Consider the following 17,144-nt stretch of genomic DNA (forward strand, 5'->3'; position numbering starts at 1 on the left):
CCAGCACACGTTCCAACACTTTTACCCGCTTCAGCTCGTCTATGCTCAATGTCACTCGCTCCCGTTTCATGCGGACATTTTCCCTGACGAGTTACAGGAGGACATTATCACAGACGAACAACAGGCAGGAGCCGCCGCCTTGACTTGAATGAGGTTTTGATTGATAATACTGCGGTAAAATTTCGTTTGTCTTGGGGTGTAGCCAAGCGGCAAGGCAGCGGACTTTGGCTCCGCCATCGTTGGTTCGAATCCAGCCACCCCAGCCAGTTGTCAGTCCAGTCTCGTCAGAGCCCTGAGTCCTCTTTCCCGTCCGATTCCCGATATTCAGGCACCATTTTCCGGAGAAGCTCAGGAACGGAGCTGCCCTCCTTCAGGCTTTCCTCCAGCAGCAGAGGCAGATTTTCCGTCTCCGTTTCCCCGGTCAGCAGGGATGAAGCGTAAACCTTCGGGTGCGCCGTCGGCCGGACCGAGCCGGCGTCGTAAAAAAGTTCCTCGAACAGTTTTTCTCCGGGACGTATCCCCGTAAATACGATTGGAATATCCTTATAGGGCTGATAGCCGTGCAGCCGGATCAAAATTTCCGCCATCTCCAGAATGACCACCGGCTCTCCCATGTCCAGCACGAACAGCTCTCCCCCGCCGCCCATGGCTCCGGCCTGGACCACGAGACTGACGGCCTCGGGAATCAGCATAAAATAACGCTTCATCGCCGGGTCTGTTACGGTTACAGGGCCTCCGGCGGAAATTTGCGCCTCGAACTTCGGGATCACGCTTCCCCGACTGCCCAGAACGTTCCCGAACCGGACCGCCATGTAAATCGTCCCCGGGAAACGCTTCTGAATGCCGCCCAGCAGAAGTTCGGCAACCCGCTTGCTTGCCCCCATGACGCTGGAGGGGTTGACGGCCTTGTCCGTGGAGATCATGACCATTCTCTCGGCGCCAAACTCGCCCGCCAGCCGCGCGATGGTCGCGCTTCCCATAGCGTTGACGCGAAGGGCTTCTCTCGGATTGGTCTCCATCAGGGGAACATGCTTATGGGCGGCGGCGTGGAAAACAACCTGCGGGCGCCAGGTCCGAAAAAGCTCTCTCATGGCCGTCTCGTCAGCCACGTCGGCCACCACGGGGCGGAGGGGAACGGAAGAGGGAAGACGGCTCATGCTTTCCAGCAAAAGGTACAAAGACTGCTCTCCATGCCCCAGCAGAACGATCTCTCTGGGATTGTTCAGAAGAACCTGGCGGACGATTTCGCTGCCGATGGACCCCCCCGCCCCCGTGACCAGAACGGTCCGGTCCCGCAGATAGGCGGAGATGCTGTGGAGGTCGATCTGAACTGGCTCACGTCCCAGCAGATCTTCCAGACGAATGTGCCGCAGCCGGCTTACGGAAATATGACCTCCGGCGAGCTCCAGAAGGCTGGGCAGCACCCGCACGCTGATTCCCAGAGGAGCCAGCATGTCGTAGAGAGCGCGTATCTTCCTTCCGCTGGCCGAGGGCAGGGCGACCAGAACCACGTCGATCTCCCCTCCGCGTATGAGCCCGGGAAGATCCTCCGTCTCGCCGAGAACGGACAGTCCAGCGATGTTCTTGCCTTTTTTCTGGGGGTCGTCGTCCACAAACCCGCAGGGGATCAGCTCTCCCTGACTCCTGAGCAGATCCCTGGCCAGCAGGGTCCCCGCCTCTCCCGCTCCGACGATCAGAGCCCGGGACCGCCGGGGCGGCGACGAAAGCGGCGTATGCACCAGCCTCCAGGAGACCCGAAGCCCCCCGCAAAAGATCATTCCGGCAAAAAGCATGATGATCAGCGACGTGCGGGGCACCAGCGCGTAACGCCAGGCAAAATGATACCAGGCGGCGTAATGAATGGAGACAAAAATCAGCGCCCCCAGAATGTAGAGGCGCGCGAAACGGACGTAGTCCTCAAGGCCCGCCTGGGCCCACAGCGTTCTGTACTGCCGGCCCAGAAAGAAAACGAGCACCACAATCGAGGGGAAAGCGCGCATCACGCGAAAACAGTCGATCAGGTTGACGCGGGGAATGAAAAGCGTGAGCCGGATCGCGTATCCCAGATAGACGGCAAAAGACAGTAAAAGAAAATCAAACAGAGCCACCCAGAAACCGTGGCCCGAAAGTTTTTTCCACCAATCGAAAAACCTGTTCAGCAAAGTATGTTTCAGGATACTCATAACGAGGTTCGTCGTTTATCCGCCTTATCGGCGTTAAAGGATGAGCTTCTTGCCGCCTCCCTGCTGGCCCCCCATCCGGTCGAGCTGGTTCAGCACCGCCGCGGGAGCCACGTCGATTTTCGGCTTCTGCTGTTTCGCCATGGCGTCCGACACGCGTTTTTCGTATTCCTCCATCGTTTTTTTGATGGCGGCCGTATCGCTTTTAATCCAGAGCAAAATCCCCTTCGCCACGGCATCCAAAGTCTCCTGAGGCGGCTCCTGGTCAATCATTCCCAGCTCCTTCAGGATACGATGTTCCTCCTTCACGGAATCCAGAACGTCCTGATCGGAGATCAATCCTTTTTTATAGAGAATGCGGAACATGATGTTGAACCGGTTCTTCTGATTTTCCGAATCCACCGCCATTCCATCCACGCGGGCCAGAAGCATGGAAAGAAGTTCATCGAGTCCTATCTGCATGGGCATATATAAATTCCTCCTCAATAACGCCTGATTTTCTAATTCTAGCACAAAGTCAGGAGAGCGCTGAAGCCAGCCTGAGACTGACGCCAAAGACAAAACCGGCAGAGAGTCCCCTCTCCGCCGCAGTTCAGTCTTTCAGCCGATTCACTCCGTCAGCAGCCCCATCAGCATCTCACATTTGGCGATGACGTCGTCGTAATCGAAAGATTTCGCAAAAACATAAATTTCTTCCAGCAAATCATCGACGTCCAGACTGAAGGTCACCGCCCGCAAACCCTCCACAGTCTCGTCGATGCTTTGGGTATCGCATTTGAAACAGGCTTCCGTGAGCTTTTCCAGTTCCTGAGTCAAAAATCCAATCGTGACCTTTTTTTTCACCAGGTCTTCAGGGCCGGACCCCTCCATCAGCGACGCCTGAAGGAGTTGAAGGCGAAACTGCTCCATTCGCAGGCAGAAGCCCTCCGTCTGCGCGATGCATGTTTCCCCATCGCCCTCCTGCGAGGCTTTTTCGAGGGAGAAAGCCCAGTCGGACAAAAATAAATTGCCCAGATTGGCGAAAACGCTTTTCAGAGCGTGGACTCGAATGAAGTAATTCTTCCAGTTTTTTTCGCGAACACAGGAAGAAAGGGCCTCGATCTCCTGGTCCAGTCCTCCGCAAAACTGCCGGAGAATATCCACATAGACCTCCCCGTCCCCTTCCACACGGGAAAGTCCTGTTTTCAGGTCCAAATCCGTCACCGCCGCAAGACGCTTCAGCAGGGGCTCCAGGTGGGCGGGAGACTGTTTTTCCCTCACCTGAGCCGCGTTTTTCAGAACTTTTTGAGGCGGCAGCCACTTCAGCAGCACCCGGTTCAGCTCGGCGGCATCGATGGGTTTGGAGATAAAATCGTTCATTCCCGCCGCGAAAAAAGACTCCTTCGCGCCGGAAACCGCGTTGGCGGAAAGGGCGATGATCGGAACCCTTTTATAATACCCGCCATCCAGGGCGCGAATGTACTCCGTGGCCTCGACGCCGTCCATCCCCGGCATCATGTGATCCATAAAAACGAGATCATACTGTTCCGCCTGAATCTGCTCTATCGCCTCCGAAGCGCTTTCCGCGGTATCCGGCGCAATGCCGTGTTTTCCCAGATACCCCACCGCCACGGACAGGTTGACCGAGTTGTCGTCCACCACCAGCACCCGCGCGTCGGGGGAAGCGACGACCATTTGAATCTCCCGGTGTTCCTCCACCTGGCGGGCGTCGCCTTCGACGAGAGGGAGAAACACGGTAAAGACCGACCCCCTGCCGTACTCGCTCTCCAGTTCGACGTCCCCGTTCATCATGGACACGAGCTGCTTCGTGATGGAAAGCCCCAGACCGGTTCCCACGATACCCTGATTTTTCTTTTTGTCCATCTGCTCAAAGGCCTTGAACAGCCTCGGGAAATCTTCTTTTTTGATGCCGATTCCCGTATCTCTCACCTGGACGACCAGACAATCCCGGTCGTTTTTCAGCCCGCGCCGGACGTCCAGAGACACGAAGCCCTTTCGGGTGTACTTCACGGCGTTGGTGACCAGGTTCATGATCACCTGCCGAACCCGAACCTCATCCCCGTACAGGACAGGAGGGAGGTCCCGGGCGATGCTTTTTCGAAACTCCAGAGCCTTGCCGGCCATCGTGAAGTTCGTGAGGGAGGAAATATCGTCGAACAGGGTGAAAATATTGTAATTCACGGGAGTCAGGGTCAGCTTGCCGGCCTCGATTTTGGAGAAATCCAGAATGTCGTTGATGATTTGCAGGAGGGAACGGGACATTTTTCGAATATCCGAAAAATACCGCTTTTGCATTTCGTCGAGGTTGTCCGTGCGCATCAGTTCGCTCATCCCAATGATGGCGTTCATGGGAGTGCGAATCTCGTGACTCATGGAGGCCAGAAAATGGCTTTTCGCGTCCGCCGCAGCCTGAGCGACCCTGGCCTGCACTTCCATTTCCCGGCTGTATTCGGCGGCGGTTCGGGCTTTTTCCTCTTCGGCCCTGATTTTACGGAGATCTCTGGCGTAAGATGCCGTGCAGAAGCCATCCCTCCAGGGCACCCGAATGAAGGTCACCTCCAGGGGAAGCAGTTCTCCCGTAACCGTGCGGGACATCCACTCGATATACTGAGGCTCTCCCCCAAAGTTCGTCTCCCGTATTTTCTTCATTTTTTCTTTCGTGGAAACGCCGTCCGGCTGAAACTCCGGCTGAAAGTCATAAAAGTGTTCCAGATAATCGGATTTTTTTGAAAGCCCCAGCAGGCGGAGCACCTCTCTGTTGCAGTCCATCATCTTTCCGTTTTCGTCCCACAGGGAGGCCGCCAGAGGGGTCGCGTCCAGCATGATTCGAGTTCGCGCCTCGGCCTCGGCATGAAGCACCTCCGTGGTATCGTGATAGATGGCGAGGACGCCGTCGAAATTTCCGTCGTCTCCCAGCATGGGAGTGGAGTGGACCGTGTACTGACGCGGCTCCCCCACTCCGGGAAAAGAAATTTCCACGTTGCTCTCCTGGGCCCGTTTTTCCGCCTGAATCCGCCGAAACCGCCGCATACCGCTTTCGGCAAGTTCCTGTTTCCCGATGGTCCGATAAATATCGTAAATGCCCCGACCGTTGACGGCGCTGAAATCCGCCATTCCCGCCAGGTTCAAAAAGGCTCTGGTGCAATATACCACTCGCGCGTCGCGGTCCAGCAGCAGAATGATGTTCTGGGCGTTTTCCATCACGAGCTTCATGTACTTTTCCAGCTTCTGCGACTCCACCGTTCGCAGAGATTCCCGGGTTTTGATGATTTCTGCCGAGGCGATCTGGCGCTCCAGCGAATCCCTGAGACCGGAGACCTCCCGGCCCAGTTCCGAGTTTTTCTCCTGAAGCTCCCGAATGGTTTGCAGCAGGCTTTCCCGCTCCCGATCCGTCATATCCGGCCTGTCGCTCCGTTCTCAGGCATCGGGGCAGGCGTCGAAGACTTTGCGCACAAGGTTTCGGAGCGATTCCGGATTGAAGGGCTTGACGATATAGCCCTTCGCTCCCTGGAAGTCGGCCTGAGCCGCAAAATCCTCCGACGCGCAGGACGAAACGAACAGAACGGGAATACCCTCCCAGCGGGGGTTGGCGCGGAGCATCTTCACAAATTCGAACCCCGACATCTCCGGCATCGCCACGTCCAGCAAAAGGAGATCGGGAACGGAACGGGAAAGCGCGGTCACGGCCATCTGCACGGATTTGGCGAGACGTATGTCAAACTCATCCTTCAGCGTGTTCTGGATGATCTGAAGGTTGGCCGGGGCGTCATCCAGCGCCAAAATTACCTTTTTCTTTTTTTCTCCCGTTTTCCCTTCCGTCGTTTCCGTCATTCCGAAATCCTCGAAAACAGCCCGTCAGAGCCGTTGTGTCCGTTTCTACGACGGGTCTTTGGCTTCCCCTGCGGGAACTGCGGGAACTGCGGGGACTTCGGCTCTTTCGGAGGGAAGCGGCAGGACACGGTCCATAACGGTTGGGCGGGGCGTCGTCTCGTCGCCTTCGAAGGTCACTTCCGCCTCCATGCCCAGGGAAGCCGCCAGCGAGGTCAGAATCATCCGCAGGTTGTCGTCCGCGCGGGACAGAAGGTCGCCGCGGAGAGTTTCCTGACGCACCTCTTCGATGTTCGCGGCAATTTCCCGATTCTGGTCGTCCAGCATCACGGAGGTAAAGAGCCCCGCCCTCTGGTCGTAGACCTGGACGCTCTTCATATCGGCGTAAAGGTCCAGCAGTCTGCAGTGGGGAACGATCATGCGAACCCGATTGACGGCAAAGCGCTCGGAAATTTTGATCCGGGAAAGGTCGCTTCCGCAGGTGAGGACTCCCGAATACTTCAGAATGAACCGGCGCCCCGTCCCCGGAAGCGAAAAGCCCAACAGAGACTTCGCGTCCGAAAAGATGACCACCGACTCGAAATCCCGTCGAATCGTCGCCAGCTCTCTCACGTTTCTTATTCCCTGCAGCAGAATCGAACGCACAGACCGATCCTGCCGGCGTTTTCCGTTTTTCAAAAGCCACACGTTGACAGACACTGACGCCACAAGCAAAAGAGTTATAAGAATACCCACGGGGAAACCTCCGATCCAATATTTATAAGAATTTATGAAAAATCATAAAAACATAATAGTTATAAAATAATTATAAAATCCCTCTGCAGGACGGTCACAAAACCAGTTCCCCCGCGATTCGGCCCCGAACTTCGGGAAGAGAAAGATCCTTTTCGAGGGCCAGACGTTTGAGGTCCTCGTATTCGGGAGTACGGCGCAGAGGTTTGTCTCCCAAAAGCGCGGTCTTGACCCTCACTCTTCCCAGGGAAGTCGCGTATTCCTCTATCTTATAGCATAATTTGGCCCGGTCAACCATCGTTTGCCGAACTCCCTGAGTGGTCGTTCCACATAAAATGGCCCGGGAAAGTTTCTTCGCCTTTTCGGGGGCGCAGAGACAGCAAAATTTTGTCCCCGGGCGGCCCTTTTTCATGGCGATGAACTCCTGCCACACGTCGAGAGCCCCGTTTTCAAAAAGGCGTTCCGTCACCAGCTCGTAATCCTGGGGATTCATGTCGTCGATGTTGCTCTCCAGCAGAGCCACCCGGTCGTGATCCATGCCCTCCGTCTCCTCCTCCGCGGCGGGGTGGGAGTCCAGCAGCAGAACCCGCAGGACGTTGGGCAGATCCGAATCTCTGGTTCCCGCTCCGTAACCGGAGGCCAGCAGGATGCCGTCGGGAACGCTCCCGAAAGCCGAGGCCAGACAGCGGACCAGCAGGGCCCCCGTGGGCGTCGTCCGCTCCATGGGCTCCCCCCGGGAGCAGATTGGAATTCCGTGCAGCAGCCGCTCGGTGGCCGGAGCGGGAACGGGCAGAACTCCATGAGCGCACCGGACGGTCCCCGACCCCACGTTGACGGGGGAGGAAATCACTCTGGGCCAGTCCAGCAGGTCGATGAGAATGAAAACTCCCACGATATCGATAATCGAGTCGATGGCTCCGACTTCGTGAAAATGAATTTTGTCCGGCGTGGTTCCGTGCACCGCGGCCTCCGCCTCGGCCAGAAGGGCGAAGGCGTGCATGGCCTCGCGCTGAATCCGCGGGGAAAGAGCGCTGCCCGTAATGATTTCCTCTATCTCCTTCAGCCCTCTGTGAGGGTGATGCTCATGGGTGTCCACGCAGAAATGAGTCCCCGTAACGCCGCCTTTGACGGTCTTCTCGAAGCGGACCCGATAATCCTCCGGGGTCAGTTTCGACATTTTCGCCAGCTCGGCCTCGAAGCGGTCCGGGCGCGGGAGGAGCTCAAACAGCGCCCCCGTCAGCATGTCCCCCGCGATTCCCGCGAAACAGTCCAGGTACAGTGTCTTCATTCCACAACCTTCTTCATCCGTAAATTGTATATCTGCAAAATGACAGTGAATCCCGTTTCAGATTTTTTTCGATTTGCTTCGATAATGTTTCCTGAAATTTTCTCCCCCCAGAAAAACCTGGCTGCCGTCGGGGCTGAAGCTGCCGAAGTCCAAAACTCCGGAGCCGGAAACGCCTGAATCCGTTCCGTCGGAAAGAGCGGCTCCCTCGGTGTCCTCGTCACTGAAGGACGAAATCGCGGCGAGATGCCGACGTCCCGAACCTTCGAGAAGAGAGGGGCCGGCGGCGTTCCCCGGCAGCACCCTGCGCAGGGAAGCGTGAGAGGGAGTTCCGGCCCGCAGGCCCTCCTTCAGACAGGGAAGCAGACCCTCCCCGTCGGGAACCTCCCGCAGCTCCGGGACGGTGTGGGCGACGTCCGTCTCCGAGGCAAAGACGATGTCCTCCCCGAAACCGATCCTGCCCAGAAAAACGGCGTGGTCCGCGCTTTTCAGGGAAGTCAGAAAGTCACGGGAACTCTGCCAGGTCAAAAGGGCCAGCCGGGCGCTGTCCGCCAGGTGAACCTCCGGCGAGAACTCCGCCAGAGCGGCCGTCAAAAGTCCGGCGCACAGGGTGTCGTCCCAGGCGGGGCGTCCCTTTCTGCCCGAGCAGAAAATCCCGATACGCCTCCCCTTCGACAGAGCCAAATCCAGCGCGGACATGGCGTTGCGGGCGCTGGCGACCAGCACCGGCATTCCCGTGGACAGGGCCTTCAGCAGGGCCTTCGTTCCGTTGGTGGTGGCCATGACGGCGCAGCTGTATTTTTTGCAGAGCTCCGGAGTGATGTCGAGAGGAGAGTTCCCCAGGTCAAATCCCTGAGGCGCTATGGCGTTCTGTTCGCCCATCAGAACGGGAGTCTCTCCCCCGCCTCTGAGGCGCTCCGCCAGGCGTTTCGCGCCCTCCGTGGATTCCGCCGGATAAAGCGTGACGCCCCCCGCCTCGAACCAGCGGGTCATGACCGTGGTCGCCCGCAGAATGTCCACGACCAGCCACACATCCACCACCGGAAGATGCTCGCTGTGTGAAAGTACAACTTCCACCTGAATGGCATTTGACATGAAACGTCCTCCCTGTTTGAAATCTCAGAGGGCTGAGCCCGTTGACGTAAAAACACACAGACCCCCGAACTCCCGAACGGGGCCCCTCCATATATGCTCATGCATCACCTGTCCGCGCATCGTTCCTCCCGACAGATTCCCCTTTCCCCATGAGCTTTTTCGCCGTAAGCTTCACGCAGGCCTCAGGGAACCATCCAGAATTATATCGTGAAGTTTACAATTCACAGATAGGGAGCGTAATAATACTTAAAAAAAAATCCGGTTTTCTTGTGCTGTATTATATAGATAAAAGAGTAAATAATTTCGTGAATGTATTATATAGCACTTTTTGGGAGAAAAAGAGGGATTCTTATGGCCCGTCATGTCATCGCAATATCGGAGGCGCTTTTGCTGGGCCTACACGGGATGGGGCTCCTGGCGGCCTCGCAAAAACGTCTCAGCGCTCACGAAATGGCTCAGTGTCTCGGCGCTTCCGAGGCGCACCTGACGAAAATTTTTCAGCATCTGGTGCATGAAGGGCTGGTGGAGTCCGTGCGGGGGCCGGGAGGAGGCTTCGAACTGCGCGGGAATCCCGAAGGCGTCAGCCTTCTTTCCATCTATCGGGCCATCGAGGGCGCGCCCCGGGACGACGCGAAGCTCTGCTCCTCCTGCGACCACTGCCCCTTCGTCAGGTGCATTTTCGGAGACTCCCTCCGGGAACCCGCAAGCGTTTTTCTGCAGTACCTGGCCCGCACCACACTGGCGGCCATAGCCATGAAACCCGCGCCCGCGACGCCCTGAAGGCCGCGCCGGGGCGACAGGAGGCGCGGGGCGGAAAAAACCGCTCCGCCTACTCCACCCGTATGGCGAGGTCCGGGCAGGTCTTTTCGCACAGCCCGCAGCGGACGCAGTCTCCTTCCCTGACGGGGGCCGCCACGGTGAATCCTTTTCTGTTGACCTCCGCGGAAATCTCGAAAACCTTCCGGGGGCAGCAGACAACGCAAAGTTCGCAGCCTTTGCAGAGATTTTTATCGATATATACGGCCATATCCATCACCTCGCTTTACAGCCGGAGTTCCCGAAGCCGAGCCACGACCTCAGCCGGCGTCGCGGCCATTTTGACCCCCGCCCTCTCCAGAGCCTCCGCCTTGGAGCGGGCCGTTCCCTTCCCGCCCCGGATGATCGCCCCGGCGTGCCCCAGAGACTTGCCCTCGGGGGCGGACCGCCCCACAATGAGAGAAACGACGGGCTTCTTCACGGGCGTTCGGGCGATGTACTCCGCCGCGTCGATCTCCGTGTTCCCCCCGATTTCTCCCAGAAGGACAATCGCCTTCGTCTCCTCGTCCTCATTGAAGAGCGCAAGGGCGTCCTTCTGCGTCATCCCCCATATCGGGCCGCCTCCCAGAGCCACCACCGTACTCTGACCGATTCCCGCCTCGGTGAGCGTTTTGCCGATCTCGTAGGACAGAGCTCCGCTTTTCGAGACGATTCCCACCCCTCCGGGGATGAACATCCGCGTGGGATGAGCGCCCAGCTTGCACTTCCCCGGAGCGATGAGCCCCGCCGTGCCCGGCCCCAGCACCCGCGCGCCGCGGAACCTGGCGCAGCTCAGAATCTCCAGCACGTCCCTTTTGGGGATCCCCTCCATCGTCAGCACGAGAAGCCGGATGCCGCAGTCCATGGCCTCAATAGCCGCGTCTCTGGCGTTCAGAGGGGGGACGAAACTGATGGCCGCGTCCACGCCTCCCGCGGCTCGAACCGCGTCGTCCACAAAATCGAACACGGGAACGCCGCAGACCTCCTGACCGCCCTTTCCGGGGGTGACGCCGGCGACCACCCGCGTCCCGAAGTCCAACAGCGACTTCGTCTGCAGGGAGCCCGACCGGCCCGTTATGCCCTGAACCAGAACGCGCGTCGCTTCATTGACGAGAATCGACATCTCCCGCCCTCCTTCCGGTCTCTCCCACGGCCTCCCGGACGGCCTGTTCCAGGTCGTCGCAGATCGGCAGTCCGGCCTCCCGCATGATCTTCTTTCCCTCTTCCTCCATCGTTCCGCAAAGACGCACGACGATGGGCAGGTGAAAGCCCGTGTCTCTCACGTAGCGCACGATGCCCTGAGCCATTTCGTCCATGCGGTTGAATCCTCCGATGAGCACGATGAGCAGACTGCGTATCTTCGGGACTTTGGGGTTGTCGATCACCCGCTCCATGGCCGCGTACATGACCTCGGGGCTGGTGGTTCCCCCCATTTCGCAAAAGTCCGCCGCCCGCCCGCCATGGTCCCGCAGCAGGTCCAGAGTCAGCATCCCCGTCCCCGCTCCGTCCGAGATCAGGCCGATGTCCCCATCCAGAGGAATGCAGGTGATGGTGTCCCCCTGGGGCTCCGGGGAGGCTCCGGTGACGCCGGCCCGTTCCACTCGCAGCCTGGCAAAAAGCTCCCTGTGCAGAGGCTCGGCGTCGTCGTCCAGCTCCACCTTGGCGTCGAGGGCCACAAAACCGCCGGGGGTCTCCGCCAGAGGGTTGACCTCCACCAACAGAGCGTGGGTTTCCCTCCACAGTCTGTAAAGTCCGGACAGCGCCGCGGCGAACTCCTTCGGCCGCGAAGCGCCCGCAAAACGGGCCGCCTTTCTGAAGTGACTGTCCAGAGGGCCGACGACCGCGTCGAAGGGCAGCTTCAGGATTTGCTCGGGATGCTCCTCCGCCAGCCTCTCCACGTCCACGCCGCCGGAGGCTCCGACGATGATCAGAGGCGTCCCCGCCTCCCCGTCGAAGGCGACGGACAGATAATATTCATGCAAAATCGTGACGCGCTCCTCCGCCAGCACGGCGTTGACAGGCTCTTCCTTCAGCGTCATGGAAAAAAGTTTTTCCAGAGCCGCGTCTCTCTCCTTTTCACTTTCGCAGAGAATGACCGCTCCCGCCCTGCCCCGTCCCCCCGAAAGCACCTGCGCCTTCAGGACCACGGGGCCGCTCCAGTCCGGAGTCTCGTTTTTTTTGCAGAGACGCCCCTGGGGAACCGCAAGGCCATATTCGCGAAAGAGCGACTTTCCCTGAAATTCAAAGAGCTTCATCAGGATTTCCCCGCTCCGGCCCGGGCCAGCTCAAACCCCCTCCGGACGGCTTTTTTGTTCAGGTCCAGAAACGCCGCCCGAACGTTTTCCGCGAGGGCCGCGTCCAGCTGTTCCACCGTCACCATGTCCGTCACTCCGGCGAAGTACCCCAGCATCACCATGTTGGCGGCCATGCGGTTGCCCAGTTTCTGAGCTTCCTCCGTGGCCGGAACCCGAAAGGAAACCGTCTCCGGAGGAATCGCCCCGGCAGCGGGAAGGGCGACCAGCTCGGAGTCCACGAGCAAAAGGCCGCCTTTGCGAAGAGAGCTCACATAGGTGTTGAAGGCGGTCTGAAACATGGCGACCAGAATGTCGTTGGAGGCCCGAACGGGGGTGAGGATGGGCTCTTCCGACACCATCAGCTCGGACTGGCACTGTCCGCCTCTCGCCTCCGAGCCGTAGGACTGCGTCTGAGCCGCGTAAAGCCCCCTGTGAATCACCAGCGCGTCGCCCAGCACCACGGCCGCGAGGATGATGCCCTGCCCGCCGAATCCGCAAAACCGGATACTCGTATTTTTCAGCTTCATGCTTCCTCCGCATCCTTTCCGGCGCTCTCGTCCGCCACGAAGGAGCTTCCCCTGAACACGGGACGGACAACGTCCACAAACTCGCCCGTAACCAGTTTTCCCTTCAGTTCCTCCGGGTTCATGGCGTCCGCCAGGTCCTTGGGGACGCATATCCCCCGAATCCAGTCCAGCAGCTTCGCCGGCGAGCCGCTCCCCAGGGCGTAGCGCCCGAAATGGGTGGGGCACTGGGAGAGAACCTCCACAACGCCGAATCCGCTGTGAGAAAGACCTTTTTTGATCATACGGTCCATCTGCCCGATGTCGGGAGTGGCCGTCCGGGCCACGTAGGTCGCCCCCGCCGCCTGAGCCAGAGCGCACATGTCGAAGGGAGGCTCGCCGCTTCCCCAGGGGGTGGTCATCGTCACGGCCCCGGCCGGCGTCATGGGCGCCACCTGTCCGCCGGTCATGGCGAAGTTGAAGTTGTTCACGACGATCATCAGGACGTCCAGGTTCCGGCGGGCGGCGTGGATGAAGTGATTGCCCCCGATGGAGACCGCATCCCCGTCCCCGGCGAACACCACGACCTTCGTCTCTTTGGAGTGCAGTTTGATTCCCATGGCCCAGGGCAGCGTCCTGCCGTGAACGCCGTGCAGCGTGTCCGTTTTCATGTAAACGGGAATCCGGGCGGTGCAGCCCACTCCCGCCACCGTTACCATCCTGTCGAGGTCCAGACCCAGACCGTCGACTCCTCTGAGAAAGGACCCCAGCACCTGACCGCAGCCGCAGCCCGGGCAGAAGAAATGAGGCATACGATCCTCTCTGACGTATTTGCGCAGAGGGTTGACCGGAAGAGCGGTCCCCGCGTTCTTCAGTTCGGCCGCCATCACAGGACCTCCTTCAGCGATTCCAGAATTTCCTCGGGGGAGTGGATCATGCCCCTGTTTTTGGTCACTCTGGCCGTGCGGCAGCGACCCCGACAGGCGCGCTCGATCTCTCCCGCGTATTTGCCGATGTTCATCTCAACCGTCACCACCAGATCCGTCCTTCCGCTGAGGTCCGCCACGGCTTCCTCCGGGAAGGGCCAGGGCGCGTCGATTTTCATCACGCCCACCTTCTTCCCCTGTTCCCGCAGCGTGTTCATGGCGTCCAGGCAGGGGCGCACCTCACTGCCGTAAGCGACCAGAACGGCTTTCGCGTCGTCCGCCCTCCAGTGCTGAACGGTGGAAATTTTGCCCCTGTTCTTCGTCACCTTGAGGGGAATGCGGGTATAAAGCCGCTCGAAGGCGTCGGGGTCCCACTCGATACTTCCCCGCTCGTCGTGGGGATTGATGGAGTAAATCGTGTGGTATCCGCGCCCGAGCCCCGCAAACTCCGGAACGCCCCAGGGGGAGTCGGCCTTGAAGGGCAGGTAGGTTTCAGGGGTTTTGTCGGTCCATTTCCGATTCATCACGGGAATCGCGTCCGGCTCCGGGATGACCAGCCGCTCCCGCATCAAAGCGATGGTCGTCTCGGACAGCACGACGACCGGCGTTCGATACTCCTCCGCCAGGTTGAAAGCCCTCACCGTGAAGTCGAAAAGCTCCTGAACGGAGGATGGGGCGAGGACGATCATTTCATGGTCGCCGGCGGGGCCCCAGTGGACCTGCATGATGTCGGCCTGAGTGGCGAAATTTTCCCCCCGGCATCGCTGGACGTCCACGATCACCATGGGAGCCTCCACCGCAACGCCGTACTCCAGCCCCTCCTGGAGGTAGTCATAACCGGCGCTGGCCGTCGCGGTCATCGCCTTCGCCCCGGCCAGCGAGGCTCCTGCCACCGCGTTGATGGAGCAGAGTTCGTCCTCCCCCTGCAAAAAGACGCCGCCCACGGCCGGCAGACGTCTCGACATCCTCTCCGAGATTTCGTTGGCCGGCGTGATCGGATACCCGGCGAAGAAATCGCACCCCGCCGCCAGAGCGCCCTCCACCGCCGCATAGTTTCCCTGCATGAAGTGGACGCCCGTCAGTACTCTTTTTTCCTTTTTCATTTCCACACTCCCCGCTTCCGGTATCGCTTCCGGTCTGGACATGGCTTATTTTTTGGACACGATAAAGAAATTTGTATTGACGTATTATAATATATTATATAAAAAATAATGTGCAATGCACAAAACAAAAAATAAAACTCCTGACCTGATGAAAAGCTGACGAAAACGTTCGCGTGCGCAATAATTCGCGTCGCGTGATATAATTTGTTAAATTCTCAGAATTTATCAGCAACAAAGGGGGTTATGTTATGCCATTTCTGCTCTTGACATTCAACGGAGAGGCCGGTTACACTACCACACGCCACACGCCACACGCCACACGCCACACGCCACACGCCACACGCCACACGCCACACGCCTGATTTTTGCCTTTTAACCTGTCTGATTTTAATCTTTTCCTTTTTGATTTTGTCATTGCCCGCTTTCGGGGCGACCACGCCGACGCTTTGCGACGTCAGCACCGGCGACGTGAATATAACAGCGAACGGGTATTACAAAATCACAGGAGTCACCACAAGCTACAAAGTCACGGTCAGCTCCGGCGTCAGCGCGGACATCATCCTGGACGGCGTGGACATCAAAACGAGCAGCACCGCCTGCGCCTTCGACATGACGGGCGCGACGGTGAAGCTGATTCTGTCCGGGACAAACACACTGCAATCCGGCTTCAACCAGGCTGGCCTGCGAGTCCCCGCCAACGCGACGCTGATCATCACCAGCATCGCCGGCGACGGGTCCGAGAGCGGGTCTTTGACCGCCCTCGGAGGTTACAACGGCGCGGGCATCGGCGGCAGCGATAGCCAGATCGGTGGGAGCATCACCATCAATGGCGGCACAATCACCGCCAGGGGTGGCAGTGGAGGGTCGGGCATCGGCGGCGGATATACTTGCGCCGGGGGGACCATCACCATCAACGGCGGCATGATCACCGCCCAAACCACCGACGTGGGCGCAGCCATCGGCGGCGGCGTTTACGGAAGCGGCGGAACCATCACGGTCAACGGCGGTACGGTCATCGCCACAGGCGGTGTTCAAAGCGCGGGCCTCGGAGGAGGAGGCGGCGTTCAAGGCAGTGGCGGGACCATCACCATCAACGGCGGCGCGGTCATCGCCACAGGTGACTCGTCTCCCTCCATAGGCCCCGGATATCTAGCAACCGGCGGCACAGTCACCCTCTCCGGAGGAACGGTCGTCGCGCCCCAAGGCCTCAGCGGCGATTCCGTGACCGTCTCAACCACCTCGAAGCCCGTCGTCCTGGCCAGCTCCGGCGTGACCGCGACCGACGGAATCCTCGTCAGCGGCTGGAGCTTCAGCGACCCGACCGTCAACCTGTCCACGGCCCTGACCATCCCTGCGGGCGCGGCCCTCATCGTCCCCTGGGGTTACACCCTGACCGGAGGATCTTTAACCAACAGCGGCCTCATCGTCCAAAAGGGAACCATCGGCACGACGGTCACCGTCACCAACGGCGCGAGCATCGTCTTTGACAACCAGACAAGCCGCATCGGAACCGTCACCGGAAACGCGATTCTCCCCAACGTCTTCCAGGTCGCGGCGGACGAAACCATCGAAGTCCCCGCGGGGCAGCAGCTCACGGTCCCCGCAGGCAAAACGGTCACCAACAACGGAACCATCTACATCCGGCTCGGCGCTTCTCTCAAAATCGACGGAACCCTCATCAACAACGGCACAATCATCATCAAGGGGACCATGGACATCACAAACGGCGGAACCCTGATCAACAACGGAACGGTCACCGTCAACAGCGGCGGCGAAATCGACATCGACAGCGGTGGAACTCTCATCAACAACGGAACAATCAACAACAGCGGAGCCATTGACGACGACGGAACCCTCGACAACAACCCCGGCGGAGTCATCAACAACAACAGCGGCGGTGAAATCGACGTCAACAACGGCGGCGAGCTGGACAACAACGGGACCATCAATAACAACACCGGCGGCGAGATTGATGTGAACACCGGAGGGACCATTGACAACGACGGGACCATCGACACCAGCGGCGGCTACATCTACGACAACGGCGGTGTCATCAACAACAATGGGACCATAAATAACTCCAGCTCCAACGACCACATCATCAGCGACCCCACCGTCGCCCTTCTCATCTCCGTGGCAAATCAGACGGTTGCCGCAACTCTGGGAAGCGAGAACGGCAGCCCCTCCACTCCGCGGACGGCCTCCGTCACAGTGCCCAACTCTCAGGCGTCCATCGTCTCCACCGACATCAAGGCCGTCACGGGAGCGACGGCCCTGCTGTACTGCACCAATCAGTTCTCCGTCGTCCAAACCCAGCCCATAGCCCTCACGGAGGGAGTCCCCGCCTCCCTGTACATTCTGGTCGTCGCCGCGGACAACCTCGCCACCCAGCACTACAAGGTG

The 17,144-nt window shown here is 59.2% G+C and carries 15 protein-coding genes and 1 tRNA gene; 3 read left to right on the top strand and 13 right to left on the bottom strand.

Going from position 1 to position 17,144, the window contains the following annotated elements; genetic code table 11:
- Positions 1 to 192: 192 nt before the first annotated feature.
- Positions 193 to 266 (top strand) — tRNA-Gln (locus LBR61_01140).
- Between the two features lie 18 nt (positions 267 to 284).
- On the opposite strand, the gene LBR61_01145 is transcribed toward LBR61_01140, so the two are convergent.
- From LBR61_01145 to LBR61_01175, 7 genes are all read right to left on the bottom strand, one after another.
- Positions 285 to 2,183 (bottom strand): polysaccharide biosynthesis protein, encoded by a 1,899-nt coding sequence (locus tag LBR61_01145; GenBank protein ID MDR1730676.1) that lies wholly within the window; start codon positions 2,181 to 2,183, stop codon positions 285 to 287.
- A gap of 33 nt (positions 2,184 to 2,216) precedes the next feature.
- Positions 2,217 to 2,648, bottom strand: coding sequence for a hypothetical protein (locus LBR61_01150; protein MDR1730677.1), 432 nt, complete (start codon positions 2,646 to 2,648; stop codon positions 2,217 to 2,219).
- A 141-nt stretch (positions 2,649 to 2,789) separates the two neighbouring features.
- Positions 2,790 to 5,576, bottom strand: a complete 2,787-nt coding sequence (locus LBR61_01155) for a response regulator (GenBank protein MDR1730678.1) — start codon at positions 5,574 to 5,576, stop codon at positions 2,790 to 2,792.
- Positions 5,577 to 5,597: 21 nt separating this feature from the next.
- Positions 5,598 to 6,011 carry a response regulator gene (locus LBR61_01160; GenBank protein ID MDR1730679.1) on the bottom strand — a complete coding sequence of 138 codons (414 nt, stop codon included), beginning with the start codon at positions 6,009 to 6,011 and terminating at the stop codon, positions 5,598 to 5,600.
- A 45-nt stretch (positions 6,012 to 6,056) separates the two neighbouring features.
- On the bottom strand, positions 6,057 to 6,743 hold the full coding sequence (locus LBR61_01165) for a DUF4230 domain-containing protein (GenBank protein ID MDR1730680.1): 687 nt from the start codon (positions 6,741 to 6,743) through the stop codon (positions 6,057 to 6,059).
- 94 nt (positions 6,744 to 6,837) lie between these two features.
- The gene (gene larC / locus LBR61_01170) at positions 6,838 to 8,028 is read right to left on the bottom strand and encodes a nickel pincer cofactor biosynthesis protein LarC (GenBank protein ID MDR1730681.1); all 1,191 of its coding nucleotides are present in this window, start codon (positions 8,026 to 8,028) and stop codon (positions 6,838 to 6,840) included.
- A 57-nt stretch (positions 8,029 to 8,085) separates the two neighbouring features.
- On the bottom strand, positions 8,086 to 9,120 hold the full coding sequence (locus LBR61_01175) for a 2-phosphosulfolactate phosphatase (protein ID MDR1730682.1): 1,035 nt from the start codon (positions 9,118 to 9,120) through the stop codon (positions 8,086 to 8,088).
- A 351-nt stretch (positions 9,121 to 9,471) separates the two neighbouring features.
- Here LBR61_01175 and LBR61_01180 point away from each other — a divergent pair, with 351 nt between their 5' ends.
- Positions 9,472 to 9,900, top strand: a complete 429-nt coding sequence (locus LBR61_01180; protein ID MDR1730683.1) for an Rrf2 family transcriptional regulator — start codon at positions 9,472 to 9,474, stop codon at positions 9,898 to 9,900.
- A 49-nt stretch (positions 9,901 to 9,949) separates the two neighbouring features.
- On the opposite strand, the gene LBR61_01185 is transcribed toward LBR61_01180, so the two are convergent.
- Genes LBR61_01185 through LBR61_01210 form a run of 6 tightly spaced genes read right to left on the bottom strand, consistent with a single transcriptional unit; the run spans position 9,950 to position 14,741 of the window.
- Entirely contained in the window at positions 9,950 to 10,147 is a 198-nt protein-coding gene (locus LBR61_01185) for a 4Fe-4S binding protein (protein MDR1730684.1), read from the bottom strand.
- Positions 10,148 to 10,162: 15 nt separating this feature from the next.
- On the bottom strand, positions 10,163 to 11,038 hold the full coding sequence (gene sucD / locus LBR61_01190) for a succinate--CoA ligase subunit alpha (protein ID MDR1730685.1): 876 nt from the start codon (positions 11,036 to 11,038) through the stop codon (positions 10,163 to 10,165).
- On the bottom strand, positions 11,019 to 12,170 hold the full coding sequence (locus LBR61_01195; protein MDR1730686.1) for a hypothetical protein: 1,152 nt from the start codon (positions 12,168 to 12,170) through the stop codon (positions 11,019 to 11,021). The genes sucD and LBR61_01195 overlap by 20 nt, the downstream gene beginning before the upstream one ends.
- Entirely contained in the window at positions 12,170 to 12,736 is a 567-nt protein-coding gene (locus tag LBR61_01200) for a 2-oxoacid:acceptor oxidoreductase family protein (GenBank protein ID MDR1730687.1), read from the bottom strand. Before LBR61_01200 ends, LBR61_01195 begins: the two co-directional genes overlap by 1 nt.
- Positions 12,733 to 13,599 carry a 2-oxoacid:ferredoxin oxidoreductase subunit beta gene (locus tag LBR61_01205; GenBank protein ID MDR1730688.1) on the bottom strand — a complete coding sequence of 289 codons (867 nt, stop codon included), beginning with the start codon at positions 13,597 to 13,599 and terminating at the stop codon, positions 12,733 to 12,735. The genes LBR61_01200 and LBR61_01205 overlap by 4 nt, the downstream gene beginning before the upstream one ends.
- Positions 13,599 to 14,741, bottom strand: a complete 1,143-nt coding sequence (locus LBR61_01210; protein MDR1730689.1) for a ferredoxin oxidoreductase — start codon at positions 14,739 to 14,741, stop codon at positions 13,599 to 13,601. Before LBR61_01210 ends, LBR61_01205 begins: the two co-directional genes overlap by 1 nt.
- A 468-nt stretch (positions 14,742 to 15,209) precedes the next feature.
- On the opposite strand from LBR61_01210, the gene LBR61_01215 reads away from it, so the two are divergent.
- Positions 15,210 to 17,144: autotransporter adhesin family protein (locus tag LBR61_01215; GenBank protein MDR1730690.1), on the top strand; the 1,935-nt coding region annotated here is incomplete at its 3' end.

Source organism: Synergistaceae bacterium (assembly GCA_031272035.1).
Lineage (GTDB): Bacteria > Synergistota > Synergistia > Synergistales > Aminobacteriaceae > JAISSA01.

Excerpts from the sequence above, each read along its gene's own strand:
- LBR61_01145 (MDR1730676.1), bottom strand. The coding sequence starts at position 2,183 with ATGAGTATCCTGAAACATACTTTGCTGAACAGGTTTTTCGATTGGTGG.
- LBR61_01150 (MDR1730677.1), bottom strand. The coding sequence starts at position 2,648 with ATGCCCATGCAGATAGGACTCGATGAACTTCTTTCCATGCTTCTGGCC.
- LBR61_01155 (MDR1730678.1), bottom strand. The coding sequence starts at position 5,576 with ATGACGGATCGGGAGCGGGAAAGCCTGCTGCAAACCATTCGGGAGCTT.
- LBR61_01160 (MDR1730679.1), bottom strand. The coding sequence starts at position 6,011 with ATGACGGAAACGACGGAAGGGAAAACGGGAGAAAAAAAGAAAAAGGTA.
- larC (MDR1730681.1), bottom strand. The coding sequence starts at position 8,028 with ATGAAGACACTGTACCTGGACTGTTTCGCGGGAATCGCGGGGGACATG.
- LBR61_01175 (MDR1730682.1), bottom strand. The coding sequence starts at position 9,120 with ATGTCAAATGCCATTCAGGTGGAAGTTGTACTTTCACACAGCGAGCAT.
- LBR61_01180 (MDR1730683.1), top strand. The coding sequence starts at position 9,472 with ATGGCCCGTCATGTCATCGCAATATCGGAGGCGCTTTTGCTGGGCCTA.
- LBR61_01185 (MDR1730684.1), bottom strand. The coding sequence starts at position 10,147 with ATGGCCGTATATATCGATAAAAATCTCTGCAAAGGCTGCGAACTTTGC.
- sucD (MDR1730685.1), bottom strand. The coding sequence starts at position 11,038 with ATGTCGATTCTCGTCAATGAAGCGACGCGCGTTCTGGTTCAGGGCATA.
- LBR61_01195 (MDR1730686.1), bottom strand. The coding sequence starts at position 12,170 with ATGAAGCTCTTTGAATTTCAGGGAAAGTCGCTCTTTCGCGAATATGGC.
- LBR61_01200 (MDR1730687.1), bottom strand. The coding sequence starts at position 12,736 with ATGAAGCTGAAAAATACGAGTATCCGGTTTTGCGGATTCGGCGGGCAG.
- LBR61_01205 (MDR1730688.1), bottom strand. The coding sequence starts at position 13,599 with ATGGCGGCCGAACTGAAGAACGCGGGGACCGCTCTTCCGGTCAACCCT.
- LBR61_01210 (MDR1730689.1), bottom strand. The coding sequence starts at position 14,741 with ATGAAAAAGGAAAAAAGAGTACTGACGGGCGTCCACTTCATGCAGGGA.